General features: G+C 67.7%; 13 protein-coding genes and 1 riboswitch. Of the genes, 7 read left to right on the top strand and 6 right to left on the bottom strand.

Annotated elements, in window-relative coordinates; genetic code table 11:
• Positions 1 to 18: 18 nt before the first annotated feature.
• Positions 19 to 1284, bottom strand: coding sequence for a CaiB/BaiF CoA transferase family protein (locus tag RD110_RS23130; RefSeq protein ID WP_076202317.1), 1266 nt, complete (start codon positions 1282 to 1284; stop codon positions 19 to 21).
• A gap of 120 nt (positions 1285 to 1404) precedes the next feature.
• Here RD110_RS23130 and RD110_RS23125 point away from each other — a divergent pair, with 120 nt between their 5' ends.
• The 6 genes from RD110_RS23125 to metF all read left to right on the top strand — a co-directional run bounded on the left by RD110_RS23125 (position 1405) and on the right by metF (position 7724).
• Positions 1405 to 2319 (top strand): LysR family transcriptional regulator, encoded by a 915-nt coding sequence (locus tag RD110_RS23125; protein ID WP_076202314.1) that lies wholly within the window; start codon positions 1405 to 1407, stop codon positions 2317 to 2319.
• Positions 2320 to 2356: 37 nt separating this feature from the next.
• On the top strand, positions 2357 to 3025 hold the full coding sequence (locus RD110_RS23120) for an SDR family oxidoreductase (protein WP_076202311.1): 669 nt from the start codon (positions 2357 to 2359) through the stop codon (positions 3023 to 3025).
• Between the two features lie 71 nt (positions 3026 to 3096).
• Positions 3097 to 4224: an acyl-CoA dehydrogenase family protein gene (locus RD110_RS23115; RefSeq protein WP_076202309.1), complete on the top strand. Its 1128-nt coding sequence runs from the start codon at positions 3097 to 3099 to the stop codon at positions 4222 to 4224.
• A 34-nt stretch (positions 4225 to 4258) separates the two neighbouring features.
• Positions 4259 to 4357: riboswitch (S-adenosyl-L-homocysteine riboswitch) on the top strand.
• Positions 4358 to 4438: 81 nt separating this feature from the next.
• Positions 4439 to 5872, top strand: a complete 1434-nt coding sequence (gene ahcY, locus RD110_RS23110) for an adenosylhomocysteinase (protein WP_076202306.1) — start codon at positions 4439 to 4441, stop codon at positions 5870 to 5872.
• Positions 5872 to 6876: a TlyA family RNA methyltransferase gene (locus tag RD110_RS23105; RefSeq protein ID WP_076202303.1), complete on the top strand. Its 1005-nt coding sequence runs from the start codon at positions 5872 to 5874 to the stop codon at positions 6874 to 6876. The genes ahcY and RD110_RS23105 overlap by 1 nt, the downstream gene beginning before the upstream one ends.
• Positions 6876 to 7724, top strand: a complete 849-nt coding sequence (gene metF, locus RD110_RS23100; RefSeq protein ID WP_076202301.1) for a methylenetetrahydrofolate reductase [NAD(P)H] — start codon at positions 6876 to 6878, stop codon at positions 7722 to 7724. Before RD110_RS23105 ends, metF begins: the two co-directional genes overlap by 1 nt.
• A 112-nt stretch (positions 7725 to 7836) precedes the next feature.
• Here metF and RD110_RS23095 read toward each other — a convergent pair whose 3' ends face one another.
• The gene (locus RD110_RS23095) at positions 7837 to 10518 is read right to left on the bottom strand and encodes a bifunctional acetate--CoA ligase family protein/GNAT family N-acetyltransferase (protein WP_076205538.1); all 2682 of its coding nucleotides are present in this window, start codon (positions 10516 to 10518) and stop codon (positions 7837 to 7839) included.
• A 19-nt stretch (positions 10519 to 10537) separates the two neighbouring features.
• Positions 10538 to 11485 (bottom strand): DMT family transporter, encoded by a 948-nt coding sequence (locus RD110_RS23090; protein ID WP_076202298.1) that lies wholly within the window; start codon positions 11483 to 11485, stop codon positions 10538 to 10540.
• A gap of 211 nt (positions 11486 to 11696) precedes the next feature.
• Between RD110_RS23090 and RD110_RS23085 the strand changes: the two genes are divergently transcribed.
• Entirely contained in the window at positions 11697 to 12515 is an 819-nt protein-coding gene (locus RD110_RS23085) for an outer envelope protein (protein WP_076202295.1), read from the top strand.
• Positions 12516 to 12575: 60 nt separating this feature from the next.
• Here RD110_RS23085 and RD110_RS23080 read toward each other — a convergent pair whose 3' ends face one another.
• The 3 genes from RD110_RS23080 to RD110_RS23070 are packed head-to-tail and all read right to left on the bottom strand — an operon-like array spanning position 12576 to position 15166.
• A complete protein-coding gene (locus RD110_RS23080) occupies positions 12576 to 13469 on the bottom strand; it encodes a 23S rRNA (adenine(2030)-N(6))-methyltransferase RlmJ (protein WP_076202293.1) in 894 nt (297 codons plus the stop codon).
• A gap of 31 nt (positions 13470 to 13500) precedes the next feature.
• Positions 13501 to 14277, bottom strand: a complete 777-nt coding sequence (gene mtgA / locus RD110_RS23075) for a monofunctional biosynthetic peptidoglycan transglycosylase (protein WP_076202290.1) — start codon at positions 14275 to 14277, stop codon at positions 13501 to 13503.
• Between the two features lie 37 nt (positions 14278 to 14314).
• A complete protein-coding gene (locus RD110_RS23070; RefSeq protein WP_076205536.1) occupies positions 14315 to 15166 on the bottom strand; it encodes an energy transducer TonB in 852 nt (283 codons plus the stop codon).
• Positions 15167 to 15190 lie beyond the last annotated feature (24 nt).

The following is a 15190-nucleotide window of genomic DNA, read 5'->3' as shown; positions in this document are numbered from 1 at the left end:
GGACGTACGGCAGCCGGCTCAGGGCGTGGCCGCGCCGGGGGCCGGCGCCGCGGGTGGCGTGGCGGCGGCCATGGCCGTGGCCAGCACCGGGCCGAGCACGCAGTCGGGCAGGCCCAGGCCGGCCAGTACTTCGGCGGTGTGCTCGCCGAGCCGTGGCGGCGCGGCGGGCGCCACTTGGCTGGCACTCAGTCGCAGCGGGAAACGGGGGAAGCGCAACTGCGTATCGGCGCCCAGCGGCAAGGACTGGAAGAAGTCGACGGCGCGCAGATGCGGGTCCTCCTCCAGCTCGTCCAGCCGGTTGAGCCGCGCGCACGGGATGTCCATGGCCTTGCACAGCGCCAGCCAGTCCGCCGTGGTGCGCCCGGTGACGATGTCGCCGACGCAAGCGAGCAGTTCGGCCACGTGGCGCGAACGGCTGGCGTGGCTGAGGAAGCGCGGGTCGGCCAGCAGGTCCGGCCGCTCGACCGCGGTGAAGAAGCGATGCCAGTTCTCGTCGGTGTAGGGCATGATGCAGACATAACCGTCGGCCGCGCGGTACGGGCGGCGCCAGGCCGCGAGCGAGCGCGGATAGCCCAGTTCCTGCTCGGTGGCGCGGTCCGGTGCGGGTCCTTCCTGCAACTGCCGCGCGAAGAAATGCTCGACCAGCAGAAAGGCGGTGACGGACTCGAACATCGGCACCTCCACCTCCTGGCCCAGGCCGGTGCGCTCGCGCTGGAACAACGCGGCCATGATGGCGTGCACAGCCATCTGGGCCGCAACCTTGTCGGCCATCACGGTGGGCAGGTAGCCGGGCGTGCCCGACTGCCGGCGGACCAGGTCGGCCGCACCGCTGAGCGCCTGGATGGTGTCGTCGTAGGCCGGCTTGCCCGCATAGGGGCCGCCTTCGCCGAAGCCATGCAGCGCGGCGAATACCAGGCGAGGATTGCGCGCCCGCAGCGCCGCCGCCGACAGGCCGAGACGAGCCAGCTTCTGCGGCCGGATATTGTGCACGAACACGTCCGCCGTGTCGCACAGCGCGTGCAGCGCCTGGCGGCCTTCGGGCTGTTTCAGGTCGAGCACCACGCTGCGCTTGTTGCGGTTGGAGCCGAGGAACATCGACGACATGCCATGCTGTGCCGCCGGTCCGTTGAAGCGGGTGCCGTCGCCGGCCGGCGTCTCGATCTTGATCACATCGGCGCCGTAGTCGGCGAGCGTCTGGGTGGCATATGGGCCGAAGACGACCGTGGTCAGATCGACGATGCGTACGCCACGAAGTGCTGCGTCGGGGGATTGATTGCTTTCCATGTGGGGAAGATTACAAAGCGATGGCGTATCAATCAAATATATGAATTTGATGGATATGTATAATTTTTAAATATGTATCTGCGCGCCGCCCGCGCGCCCCTTTGCTTCTGGAGGTCACGCATGGCACTGCATTTCGGTTTGCGCCAACTCGAGCATTTCGTCGCGGTGGTGGAGGCCGGCAGCTTCTCCGAAGCGGCCGAGCGCTCCTTCATCGCCCAGCCCGCGCTGTCCATCTCGATCCGCAAGCTCGAGGAGTCGGTGGGCGTGCCTTTGCTGCTGCGCGGCACCCGCGGCGTGAGCCTGACCGCCGCCGGCACCGAGTTGCTGGACGAGGCGCGCCGCTGCCTGTTGCACGCGGAGCGCGCCCGGCAGAACGCGCGGCTGGCGGCGTTGGGCGAACTCGGCGTGGTGCGGCTGGGCTTCGTCGGTTCGGCGATCTACCAGCTGCTGCCGCGGCGGCTGCCCGGCTTCATGGCCCGGCATCCGGGCGTGCGGCTGGAGGTGTCCGAGGGCGTGACCATCACGCTGCTGCAGGCCATGCGCGAGGGGCGCATGGATGTGGGCGTGATCCGCCTGCCGGCCGACGACGTGGACGGCTTTCGCATCATCGAGGTGGAGAAGGACGACATCATCGCCGTGCTGCCGCGCGGCCACCGCCTGGCCGAGCGGCAGAACATCGAGTTGGCCGAACTGGCGGACGAGTCCTTCGTGATGTTCTCCCGCACGCAGGTGCCGCGGCTGCGCGGCACGTTGTTCGACGCCTGCCGCGCCGCGGGCTTCGTGCCGCGCGTGGTACAGGAAGCCACCCAGGCGTTCACCATGGTCGGTCTGGTCGGCAGCGGCGTGGGCGTGGCGTTGATGCCGGGCGTGATCCGGCATTTCCAATCCGAACAGGTGCGCTTCGTGCCGCTGTCGGGCACGGGCGTGCACGGCTGCCTGACGCTGGCACTGGCCACGCTGGAAGGCGGCACCTCGGCGGCCACGGAACGGCTGTGCGAGGCCATCATGACGCCGGAGGCCGCGGCCGCGGCCTAGCTGGCGCTAGCATGCGGTTTTTCTTCCGGACATCGCCATGGCCAACATCCTCATCCTGGGCGCTTCGCGCGGCATCGGCCTCGAATTCGTGCGCCAGTATCTCGACGCCGGCGACCGCGTGATCGCCACCGCGCGCGGCGCCGACGGCCTCGCGCGGCTCAAGGCGCTCGGTGCCGAGGCCTTGCGGCTCGACGTGGCCGAGCCGACCAGTGTCAGCGGCCTGGCCTGGCAACTCGACGGCGAAAAAATCCACACGGCGGTCTACGTGGCCGGCCTGTTTTCCGAAGGCGACGCCACCGCGCCTCCCACGCGCGAGGACTTCGACCGCGTGATGCACACCAACGTGCTGGGCGCGATGCAGGCGTTGCCGCAGGTGGCGCCGCTGGTGGAAGAAGCGGCGGGCGTCTTCGCGTTCATCACCAGCGGCATGGGGCAGATCGCCGGCGTGGCCGCCAGCAACGCCTGGACCTACCGCGTGAGCAAGGCGGCGCTGAACATGGCGGTCGCCTCGGCCCAGCAGGACTATCCGCGCGCCACACTGATCGCCCTGTGCCCGGGCTGGGTGCAGACCGACATGGGCGGCCCGGGCGCGCCGCTGACGGTGGCCGCCAGCGTATCGGCCATGCGCCGCACGCTGGCCGCGGCCACGCCCGGGGAGCGCGGCCGGTTCCTGCACCACGACGGCCGACGCTACGAGGGTTGGTAAGTCCCGGTACAGACTGTCTTGGGTGGCGGTCATAATTGACGTTTACGTCAACGTCAATCGAGAAGCCCACCATGCTGCTGACCCCCGACCAGGAAATGATCCGCGATGCCGTGCGCGTGTTCGCGCAGGAGCAGCTCTGGCCCAACGCCGGCCGCTGGGACAAGCAACATCATTTCCCCAAGGCCGAGCATGAGGGACTGGCCGAACTCGGCGCCTATGGCATCTGCGTGCCGGAGGAGTTCGGCGGCGCCGGCCTGGACTACTTGAGTCTGGCGCTGGTGCTCGAGGAAATCGCCGCTGGCGATGGCGGCACCAGCACCGCCATCAGCGTGACCAACTGCCCGGTCAACGCCATCCTGCTGCTCTACGGCAACACCGCGCAGAAGCAGAAGTGGCTGGTGCCGCTGGCCCAGGGCCGCATGCTCGGCGCGTTCTGCCTCACCGAGCCGCAGGTCGGCAGCGATGCCTCGGCGCTGCGCACCACCGCCGTGCGCGACGGCGACGCCTATGTGCTCAACGGCGTGAAGCAGTTCATCACCAGTGGCAAGAATGGCCAGGTGGCCATCGTCATTGCCGTGACCGACAGGGCCGCGGGCAAGAAGGGCATGAGCGCCTTCATCGTGCCGACCAGCACGCCCGGCTACCACGTGGCGCGGCTCGAAGACAAGCTCGGACAGCACAGCAGCGACACGGCGCAGATCAATTTCGACGACTGCCGCATCCCGGTGGAGAATCTGATCGGCCAGGAGGGCGAGGGCTACCGCATCGCGCTCGGCGCCTTGGAGGGCGGGCGCATCGGCATCGCCGCGCAAAGCATCGGCATGGCCCGCAGCGCCTTCGAGGTGGCGCTGGCCTATGCGAAGGACCGGCAAAGCTTCGGCCAGCCGATCTTCAACCACCAGGCCGTGGGGTTCCGCCTGGCCGAATGCGTCACGCAAATCGAGGCCGCACGCCAGCTCGTCTGGCACGCCGCCGCCCTGCGTGATGCCGGCCGGCCCTGCCTGCAGGAGGCGGCCATGGCCAAGCTGTTCGCCAGCGAGATGGCCGAGCGCGTGTGCAGCGCGGCGATCCAGACGCTCGGCGGCTACGGCATCGTGAGCGACTTTCCTGTCGAGCGGATCTACCGCGACGTGCGGGTCTGCCAGATCTACGAGGGGACTTCGGACATCCAGAGGATCATCATCCAGCGGGGGTTGTGACGCGCCGACCTTCGGGTGGTTTGTATAATCACCCGATTCCGAGGAGCGCTGCAGCCCCTGGCCCGTTGAGACATCGGGTCACGGTGTGAGGCTCGGAAAACCGTCCATCAAGTGATAACGGCGCTCACCCACTGCCCGCGCGTGAGGTGAGCCAACCACATTACGCTCGTCCCATGCGCTGGCAGTGGCTGTACCAACCTGTTTTGGAGCCACCATGAACGCAGTCCTCAAACCCATTTCCACGGCCGACCAGGCCATCGCCGACCTGTCCCTGGCCGCCTGGGGCCAGCGCGAAATCCGCATCGCCGAAACCGAGATGCCCGGCCTGATGGCCATCCGCGAGGAATTCGCCGCGGCCCAGCCCTTGAAAGGCGCACGCATCACCGGCTCGCTGCACATGACGATCCAGACCGCCGTGCTGATCGAAACCCTGCAAGCCCTCGGCGCCCAGGTGCGCTGGGCTTCGTGCAACATCTTCTCGACGCAGGACCATGCCGCCGCGGCCATCGCCGCCGCAGGCACACCGGTGTTCGCCATCAAGGGCGAGTCGCTGAAGGACTACTGGGACTACACGCATTCGATCTTCGACTTCGGCGCCAAGGGAACCCCTGGCGAAGGCCCGAACATGATCCTCGACGACGGCGGCGACGCCACGTTGCTGATGCACCTGGGCCAGCGCGCCGAAAAGGACATCTCGGTCGTCGCCAACCCGACCAGCGAAGAGGAAACCCTGCTGTTCGCCGCGATCAAGGCCAAACTGGCCGTGGACCCGACCTGGTACACCCGCAAGTCGGCCGAGATCATCGGCGTGACCGAGGAAACCACCACCGGCGTGCACCGCCTCAACGAGATGAGCGCCAAGGGCACGCTGCTGTTCCGCGCCATCAACGTGAACGATTCGGTGACCAAGAGCAAGTTCGACAACCTGTACGGCTGCCGCGAGTCGCTGGTGGACGGCATCAAGCGCGCCACCGACGTGATGATCGCCGGCAAGGTTGCCTGCGTGGCCGGCTATGGCGACGTGGGCAAGGGTTCGGCCCAGGCGCTGCGCGCATTGAGCGCCCAGGTGTGGGTGACCGAGATCGACCCGATCAACGCCCTGCAGGCCGCGATGGAAGGCTACCGCGTGGTGACCATGGACTACGCCTGCGAACACGCCGACATCTTCGTCACCACCACCGGCAACAAGAGTGTCATCACGCACGACCACATGTCGCGCATGAAGGACCAGGCCATCGTCTGCAACATCGGCCACTTCGACAACGAGATCGAGGTCGCTTCGCTCGAGAAGTACGAGTGGGAAGAGATCAAGCCGCAGGTCGACCATGTCAAGTTCCCCGATGGCAAGAAGATCATCCTGCTGGCCAAGGGCCGTCTGGTGAACCTCGGCTGCGGCACCGGCCATCCGAGCTTCGTGATGTCGGCCAGCTTCGCCAACCAGACGATCGCGCAGATCGAACTGTTCACCAAGAAGGAAGCCTACGAACCCGGCAAGGTCTACGTACTGCCCAAGCACCTGGACGAAAAGGTCGCGCGGCTGCACCTGAAGAAGGTCGGCGCGATGCTGACCGAACTCACGGACGAGCAGGCGGCCTACATCGGCGTGAACAAGAACGGCCCGTACAAAGCTGAGACGTATCGCTACTGATGCGTGCGGATCAATTGCTGGTTGAGCGCGGCCTGGCCGCCTCGCGCTCGCAGGCCGTGCGCCTGATCGCAGGCGGCATGCGCTGGTTCGACGGCGCCAACTGGCGCACCGTGGGCAAGAACAAGGACGACATCCCGGTCGAGGCGAAGATCGAGCTGCTCGACGATGCCGAGGCGCGCTACGTCTCGCGCGGCGGCCTCAAACTGGAGGCGGCGCTGAAACACACGGCCCTGGCCGTGGCCGGCCTGCGCGTGCTCGACGTCGGCCAGTCCACCGGCGGCTTCACCGACTGCCTGCTGCAGGCCGGTGCGGCCCAGGTCATCGGCGTGGACGTGGGCCACGGCCAGCTGCACCAGAAGCTGCGCGAGGACCCGCGCGTGCTCTGCGTGGAAGGGCTCAACGCGCGGTCGCTCACACCCGAGTCGCTGGAAGAAGCGTGCGAACACGTGTTGTCCGAACACTGGGAGCCGCCCGCCGTGGACGACCCCGAGCCCGAGGCCCCGTACAGCTGGATGCGCGGCGGCGGCGAGGTGACCGACTACGACGACAGCGAAGATGCGGATGATGCCGAAGTCGACGCCCATCTGGCCCAGGCGTCCGGCAAGGTGAATGCGCGCGCCACCGAGGCCGCGTCCGCCGAGGAACTGGCCGACGCGGAGCTACGCCGCAAGGCGGGCTTCGACGACGTCGACACCACGCCCGAGTTCGACGTGGTCACGGGTGACGTGTCCTTCATCTCGCTCACGCTGATCCTGCCGGCCCTGGTGCCCCTGCTCAAGCCCGCCGGTCATTTACTCATGTTGGTCAAACCGCAGTTCGAGTTGCAGCCCGGCCAGGTCGGCAAGGGCGGCATCGTGCGCGACGAGGCCATGTACGCGATCGTCGAAGAACGGCTGCGCACCTGCTGCGCCGAACTCGAACTCGAAGTGCTCGACTGGTTCGACAGCCCCGTGGCCGGCGGCGACGGCAACCGTGAGTTCTTCATTTTTGCAAGGAGTGCCTGATGCCTGTTCAGGACCCATCTTTCCCCCTGAGCCTGGAGTTCTTCCCGCCGAAGACGGCCGAAGGCATGGTCAAGCTGCGCGGCCAGCGCCAGGCCCTGTATGCGCTGAAGCCCGAGTTCTGCTCGGTGACCTTCGGCGCCGGCGGCTCCACGCAGGAGGGTACCTTCGCCACGGTGGCCGAAATCCTGGCCGAAGGGGTGCCCGCCGCCAGCCATTTCTCGTGCATCGGTGCGACGCGTGCCACGGTGCGGGCGCAACTCGAAACCCTGCGCGCCATGGGCGTGAAGCAGCTCGTGGCCCTGCGCGGCGACCTGCCGAGCGGTTATGGCGCCGGCGGTGAATTCCAGTATGCGAGCGACCTCGTCGCCTTCATCCGTGCAGAGACCGGCGACGCCTTCCGGCTCGAGGTCGCGTGTTACCCCGAGGTGCATCCGCAGGCGCGCTCGCCCGAGGCCGATCTCCAGGCCTATGTGGCCAAGGTCCAGGCCGGCGCGGATTCGGCGATCACCCAGTATTTCTACAGCGCCGACGCCTACTTCCGTTTCGTCGAGGAGGCGCGTGCGGCCGGCGCCGACATTCCCGTCGTGCCGGGCATCATGCCGATTGGCAGCTCGACGCAGCTCATGCGTTTCAGCGATGCCTGCGGCGCCGAGATTCCGCGCTGGATCCGGCTGCGGCTGCAGGGCTTCGGCGACGACGTGGCTTCGATCAAGTCCTTCGGCCTCGACGTGGTGACCGCGCTGTGCGAACAGCTGCGCCGCGGCGGCGCGCCGGGCCTGCACTTCTACACCATGAACCAGAGCGCGGCAACGCTGGAGATCGCCAAGCGGCTGGGGCTGGGCGGCTAGGCTTCGTCTTCCAACCTGTGCTTCGACAGGCTCAGCACGAACGGAAATGACTTCTCCGTTTGCCCTGAGCCAGTCGAAGGGCCTGGTTCCGTCAGAACGGACGCTCGTCGTTTCACAACGCGTGCGTCACCAGCCGGAAATCGGCATCCTCCGCATACGGCTTGACCACGAAGCCCAGGCTGCGCATCAGCTTGAGCATGTTCGGGTTGTGCGTGAGCACCAGGCCCTGCATTTCCTGCAGGCCCTTCTCGCGCGCGAAGTCCATGATGGACAACATCAGCCGCGAGCCCAGGCCCTTGCCGCTGAAGCTGTCGGCCACGGCCAGTGAGAACTCGCAGGTGGTGCGGTCGGGGTTGGTGACGTAGCGCGACACGCCGACGATGCGCGACGTCTCCACCGTATCGCCGTCCGCGCCGACATGCCGTTCGCGCACCACCGCCACCAGCGCCATCTCGCGGTCGTAGTCGATCAACGTGAAACGCGACAGCATGCCCGGCGGGAGCTCGTGCATGGACGACACGAAGCGGAAGTAGCGGCTCTCGGGCGAGAGTTCTCGCACGAACTGCTGCAGCATGGTGGCGTCGTTCGGGTGCACCGGCCGCACCGTGTATTCGCCGCCGCCGCGCAGCGGCCACACCTGTTCGTGCTGCGCGGGGTAAGGCAGGATGGCCAGGTGGTTGTAGGGCCGCGCGGTGGGTGGCGCGTTGTCGACCACGATGCGCGCATCCACCGCGAGCGCGCCCGAGGCGTCGACGATGATGGGGTTGATGTCCATCTCGCGCAGCTGCGGCAGCTCGCACACCATCTCCGATACACGCAGCAGCACCTGCTCCAGCGCTTCCATGTCGATGGCCGGCGCGCCGCGCCATTCGCCGAGGGTCTCGGCAACGCGCGCCCGCGCGATCAGGTGTTGCGCGAGGAAGCGGTTCAGTGGCGGCAACTCCATCGTGCGGTCGTTCAGCAGCTCGATCATGGTGCCGCCGGCGCCGAAGGCGATCACCGGGCCGAAGGGGTCGTCGGTGACCAGGCCGATGTAGACCTCGCGCCCGCGTTTCTGGCCGGACATGTTCTGGATGGTCACGCCGTTGATGCGCGCCTGCGGCTGCAGCCGGGACACGGTCTGCACCATGTCGTTGTAGGTGTCGCGCACACCCGCGGCGTTGAGCACGTTCAGCGCCACGCCCGACACATCGGACTTGTGGTGGATGTCCGGCGAGTCGATCTTCAGCGCCACGGGGTAGCCGAGCTGGCTCGCGATCAGCATGGCCTCGTTGGCGCTGCGGGCCAGGATGGTGCGGGTCACGGGAATATGGAATGCCGCCAGCAGGGCCTTGGATTCCATCTCGGTGAGGACCTTGCGGCGTTCGGCCAGCACGGCCTCGATCAGCAGCCGCGCGCCTTCCACGTCGGGCTTGGCCAGGCTGGCCTCCAGCGGCGAAGGAGTCTGCTGCAGCAACTGCTGGTTCTGGTAGAACGAGGCGATGTTGCCGAACGCGCCCACGGCCGCTTCGGGCGTGCGGAAGGTCGGGATCGTGGCGGCATTCAGGATGCTGCGCGCCGCGCCCACGCTGGCCTCGCCCATCCAGCAGCTCAGCAGCGGCTTGCCCAGTTCGGCCTGCACCTCGGCCAGCACCTGGGCGATGGCCGCGCCGTCGTGGTTGACCTTGGGGGAATAGATGACCAGCACGCCGTCGATCTGCGGCGCCTGGCCGGCGGCCAGCACGGCAAGCCGGAAATGCTCGGCGCTCGCGTCTTCCGACAGATCGATGAGGTCGTGCAGCGAGGCGAGTTTGCCGAGTTGCGGCTGCAGCAGCCGGACCTGCTCGGCGCTGAGGATGCCGAGCTGCAGCTCGATCTCGCTGATCCAGTCTGCCGCCAGCACGCCCGGGCCGCCACCGTTGGTGACGATGGCCAGGCGCCGTCCCACCGGCCGGTAGCGCGAGGCCAGGCATTTGGCCGCCGAGAACAGCTGCACGAAAGAGCGCACCCGCACGGCGCCCGCGCGGCGCAGCGCCGCGTCGAACACGTCGTCGCTGCCGACGATCGAGCCCGAATGGGTGAGCGCCGCCTGGTTGCCCGCGGCCTTGCGTCCGGCCTTGAGCACGACCACCGGCTTGGCGCTCGCGGCCGCGCGCAACGCGCTCATGAAGCGGCGCGCATGGGTGATGCCTTCGAGGTAGACCACGATGCTGCGCGTCTGCGGGTCGGCGGCCAGGAAGTCGAGCACCTGGGCCATGTCCACGGCGGTCTGCGGCCCGAGCGAGACCACGGCCGAAAAGCCCACGCTGTTCTGCCGCGCCCAGTCGAGGATCGAGGCGGTGAGCGCGCCCGACTGCGACACCAGGCCCAGCGTGCCCGGCGCGCCCAGCGGCCCGGCCACGCTGGCGTTGAGTTGCAGGTGCGGACGCTGGAAGCCCAGGCAGTTCGGCCCGAGCAGGTGGAGGTTCTCGCGCCGCGCGATCTGCTGCAGTTCGTTGGACAGCGCGGCGTCGATGCCGGAGGAGATCACGAGCGCCGCGCGGCACTTGATGCGGCCGGCGATCTCCAAGGCCCCGGCCACCTCGCCCGGCGGCAGCGCGATCACGGCCAGGTCGGCGCGCACCTGCGCCAGGTCGGCCAGCGTGCCGCTGGTGTGGATGTCGAGGAAGGTCAAGGTGCCGGAGTAGCGCTGCGCGCGCAGCGCGGCATGCAGCACCCGCGCCTGGGGCGTCTGATCGCCGGCGTCGTCCGGCTTGCCGCCGAGCACCACGATGGCGTCCGGGCTGAACAGCGGGGCGAGGAAGTGTTTGTCCATGGGAAATCCGATCGGTTGGTCAGTCGGCGCGCGCGGCACGGGCCGGCAGCGCATCAGCAGGGCCGTCGCGGCGGCGGGAAGCCTGCGTCACGAGGTAGACGCCGCCGAGTACCAGCACCAGCCCGACCGCATGGTGCAGGTGGACGGCTTCTCCAAGCACCAGCCAGCCGAGGCCCGCGGCATACAGCGGGCCGAGGTACTGGATCACGCTGGCGCGCGCCGCCCCGAGTTCCTGCTGGATCACCGCGTAGCCCCAGTAGGCGGCGTAGCCGGGGAACAGCGCCGAGGCCGCCACCAGGCCCAGGCCTTCGAGGGTGAGCGGCGCGTGCGTGCTGTTGGCGACTTCCCACGCGGCGAACGGCAGCAGCACCAGCACGCCGCAGGCGCTGATCACGGCCAGCCGCGCGCTGGTCGACAGCGGGCTGGGCCAGCGTTTGAGCAGCAGGGCATAGGCCGTCCACGACAGCGCCGCCGCCAGGATCCAGCCGTCGCCGGGCACGAACTGCACTTCGGACAGGGCGGCCCATCGTCCCTGGAGGATGACGTGCAGCACGCCGGCGAAGGCCAGCGCGATGCCCACCGCCTGCAGGCGCACGAAACGTTCGCGCAGCCACCAGGCCGATGCCAGCACGATGAAGATCGGCGACAGGGCATAGATCAGCGCGATGTTCACCGCCGTCGTGGTACGCCCGCCGATGTAGACCCAGGCCCCGCAGATCCACATCCCGAGCGCACCGAGCACCAGGTAGCGCCGCCAGTCGGCCACGATGTGGGCACGGTGGCCGCGCAGCTCGCGCCAGCTCAAGCCGGCGTAGATCGCGCCCGCACCCATCCAGCGCAGCATGGCCAGCAGGTTCGGCTCGATCACCCCGGGTGCACGCCGCGCCACGAGGTAGTTGATGGCCCACAGCGCAGGGGTGATGAAGATCAGCGCAATGGCCAGTCGCTGGCGGGAGGTGAGGGGCATGCGCCGATGTTAAGCCTTGTCAACAGGCGTTGCACCGCCGGGGTGCGCGCCGGGCGGGCGTGGCTGGCCGTCTTGTTCGTCACTTGCGACAGTGGTGCGTAGCCGCTGCGGCACCGCCGGTTTCGCCGGCCCGGCCCTCTGCGCCAGCCGGCGTTTTTCTGGCATGCGGATTGCGTTGCCGGTTTCTTGATGTAACCAAAGGGAGAATGCGATGAAACCACAAACGATGGGCGCCCTGGCGCTTGCGGCCGCAGCCGGATTCGGCTTCAACACCGCGCAGGCGGCGGAATGGAGCGACACCTCCATCGGCTACCGCTACGGGACCCGCTTTGCCGAACCGTACAACCCGAGCAAGATCGAGAAGAGCATCGTCAACTTCACCCACCTCAGCGGCTACAAGTACGGCACCAACTTCATCAATGCCGACTTCCTGATGTCCGACGGCAAGGAAAACGACGCGCACGAGATCTACATCGTCTACCGCCACACGCTGGATCTGGGCAAGGTCACCGGCAAGAGCTTCGCGTTCGGCCCGGTGAAGGGATTGGGCCTCACCGGGGGCTTCGACGTGAACTCCAAGAGCGGCGACAGCTACGAGTCGAAGAAGCGCATGCTGGTGCTCGGCCCGACGGCCTTCATCGACGTGCCCGGCTTCCTGAGCGTGAGCGTGCTGTGGCTCAATGAGAGCAACAAGCCGCGCACCGCACCGGCGGGCCGTCACACCTACGACCTGCATCCGATGCTGAACCTGGTCTGGGGCCTGCCGATCGCCAAGACCGGCCTGTCGTTCGAAGGCTACATGAACTACATCGCCTCCAAGGGCGACAACGAATTCGGTGGCGGCACGGCGCCCGAGACCAACATCGACGCCACGCTGTGGTACGACGTCGGCACGGCGGCCGGCATCGGCAAGAACACCATCCGGGTCGGCCTGGGTTACCAATACTGGCGCAACAAGTTCGGCAATCCGCACTCGGTGACGAACTCGACGGCCAGGACACCGATGATCCGCGCCGAATACCATTTCTGAAGTGGCGCGGGTTCCGGTCGGTTCCGGTCGGTTGTGGCCGGTGCTTCTACAACCGCCTGGTCAGCCGCCGGACTCGAGCGTCGAGGTGGCGTGCTTGTCCTGCGCGAGCCGCTCCACGAGCTGGGTCAGCGCCGCCTGCAGCACCGGCTTCATCGTGTAGGGCGGGTTGATCAGGAACATGCCGCTGGCCGGCAGGCCCGGCCGCTTGGTGTCGCCGGCTTCGTCGGTGAGGATCTTGCTCGACTTGACGGTCAGCGTGGCGTGCAGCCAGCTCTTGCCCGCGCGGTTGGCCAGGGTCTTGAGCTTCCTCGGCAGGTCGTGCGCCTCGGGCCGCGGAATGATCGGATACCACACGGCATAGGTGCCGGTGGCGAACCGCTTGAGGTTTTCGTTGACCATCTCGGCCACGCGGGCGTAGTCGCTCTTGATTTCGTAGCTGGGGTCGCACAGCAGGAAGGCGCGGCGGCTCGGCGGCGGCAGGAACTTGCGCACGCCTTCGAAGCCGTCTTCGCGGAACACGGCGACCTGCCGGCCGGCTTCGAGCTGCGCCACGTTCGCCGACAGCGTCTTGGCGTCGGTGGGGTGCAATTCGAACAGCTTGAGCCGGTCGTGGTCGCGCAGCAGGCGCTGCATGATGAACGGCGAGCCGGGGTAGACCTTGCGGCCGCCCGGCGCATTGAAGCTGGCCACCATGTCGAGGTAGTCCTGCAGCGCCGGGGCCAGCGCTGGCGCATCCTTGGGTGCATCGAGCAGTCGCAACACGCCATTGGCCGCCTCGCCGCTGGTTTCGGCATAGTCGCCGTCCAGCCGGTACAGGCCGGCCCCGGCATGGGTGTCCAGCACGGCGAGCGCGGCTTCTTTTTCGGTGAGGTGCTTGAGCGCGGCGATCACGACCATGTGCTTGAGCACATCGGCGTGGTTGCCCGCATGGAAGGCGTGGCGGTAACTGAACATGGTCCGATGGTAACGGGTCCGCGTCCCGCGGTCAGGGCAGCTCCACGTCGCCGCTGCGCGCCACGATCACCGACGCTCGGTGAGACAGGTAGCCGGAGTTCGGAACCTTCTCGAAATACTTGGGCCGCGGCAGCATGACAGCCAGGCGCGCGCCCTCGTAGGCGCTGAGCCGGCTCGCCGGCTTGCGGAAGTAGTGCTGCGCCGCCGCCTCCGCGCCGAACACGCCTTCTCCCCATTCCACGCTGTTGAGGTAGATCTCCAGGATGCGCTGCTTGCTCAGCACCAGCTCGAGCATCATCGTCAGCACGAATTCCTGCCCCTTGCGCAGCAGCGTGCGTTCGCCCGACAGCAGCAGGTTCTTGGCCAGTTGCTGGGTGATGGTGGAGCCGCCGACGATCTTGGGCGCGCGCGCCCCGGGTTTGGCCGCAGCGCTGAACTTGGCAGCCTGCTCCTGCGCCTTCTCGTTCTTCTGCCAGGCCTTGTCGAGGGCTTCCCAATCCACGCCCTCGTGGTTCACGAAGCCGCCGTCCTCGGAGGCGATCACGGCGCGCTTGAGGTTGTCGGAGATCTCGGCATACGGCAACCAGCGCTGGGCCCAGCGGAAACCGGTGTCCGCCTTGGCGGGCGCCTTGCCGGCTGGCTTGGCGACGGTAGGCCCTTCGGTGGCGAGGCGCCAGGCCTCCGAGCGCTGGAACGCGGTGGACTGCGGGTCGATCACCGCCATCGCCGCGATGCGGCCGAGGAAAAACAGCTCCAGCGCCAGGCCGGACATCAGCAGCAGCGCGATCCAGCGCCAGAAGGTTCTCATGCCGGTCGTTCCTCGGACATGCAGCCGCGGCTGCGCCTCACGGATTGCCCGACAGTTTGGTCTCCAGCGTCTGGTCGCGCGTGAAGCGGAAACGGGACACCACGAGGATCTGGTCGGCCTTGGCCCGCATGGCCTGGCTGAAACGGCCGTACGGCCCGGCACTGCGGGCGATGGCTTCGGCCCGGCGGTCCAGCGTGCGGTTGCCCGAGCTCTCCACGACCTGCGTGTCGAGCACCTGGCCGTCGAAGTTCACGGTGACGATCATGGTGAGTTCGCCATACAGCTTCCTGCCGTTGGCCTCGGGGAAGTTTTCCGTGCCCTTGTCCTCGACGCGGCGGCGCAGGCTGTCGTAGTAGATGGCATACACCTCCTCGCGCGTGGCCGGGCTCACGTAGCGGCGTTTCGGCCGGGAGTTTTCCTGGTTGATGCGGCGCTCGATCTCGGCCAGCAGCTTCACCAGCTGACGGCGTTTTTCTTCCTGGGCCTGGTTTTCGGGGGTGTTGCTGGGCTGTTTCGGGTCGGGCAGGGGCATCGATGCCAGCTGCTTGGTGACCTGGGCCAGCAGCATGGCCTGCTGCTCCTGCATGGTCTCCATGCGGCGCTGGGTTTCCTCCATGGTCTCGCCGAGGTCGGTCAGGGCCGAAGGCGGCAGCGGCGAGGTGGCGCGGCCCTTGTCGGCCTCGCCGCCGCCGGCCAGCGTGGCCTGGGCGATGGCCATGGCTTTTTCGGGCCGCTCGTCGGAGCGCGCATTCACCAGGACCACTTCCAGCGGCGTGTCCTGGAACACGCGGTTGAAGCCCTCCGGGTTCACGAAGCGCACCGTCAACACCACCGCATGCACGGCGAAGGACACCAGCAGCGCAAGCTGCAGGGTGCTGAGCGCACGCAGATGACGGAGGACGCTGGGAAAACG

It is taken from the genome of Rhodoferax koreense (assembly GCF_001955695.1).
Classification (GTDB): domain Bacteria; phylum Pseudomonadota; class Gammaproteobacteria; order Burkholderiales; family Burkholderiaceae_C; genus Rhodoferax_B; species Rhodoferax_B koreensis.
Note: the sequence above shows the minus strand (reverse complement) of the source record. Positions and strands in the feature narration are given on the sequence as shown.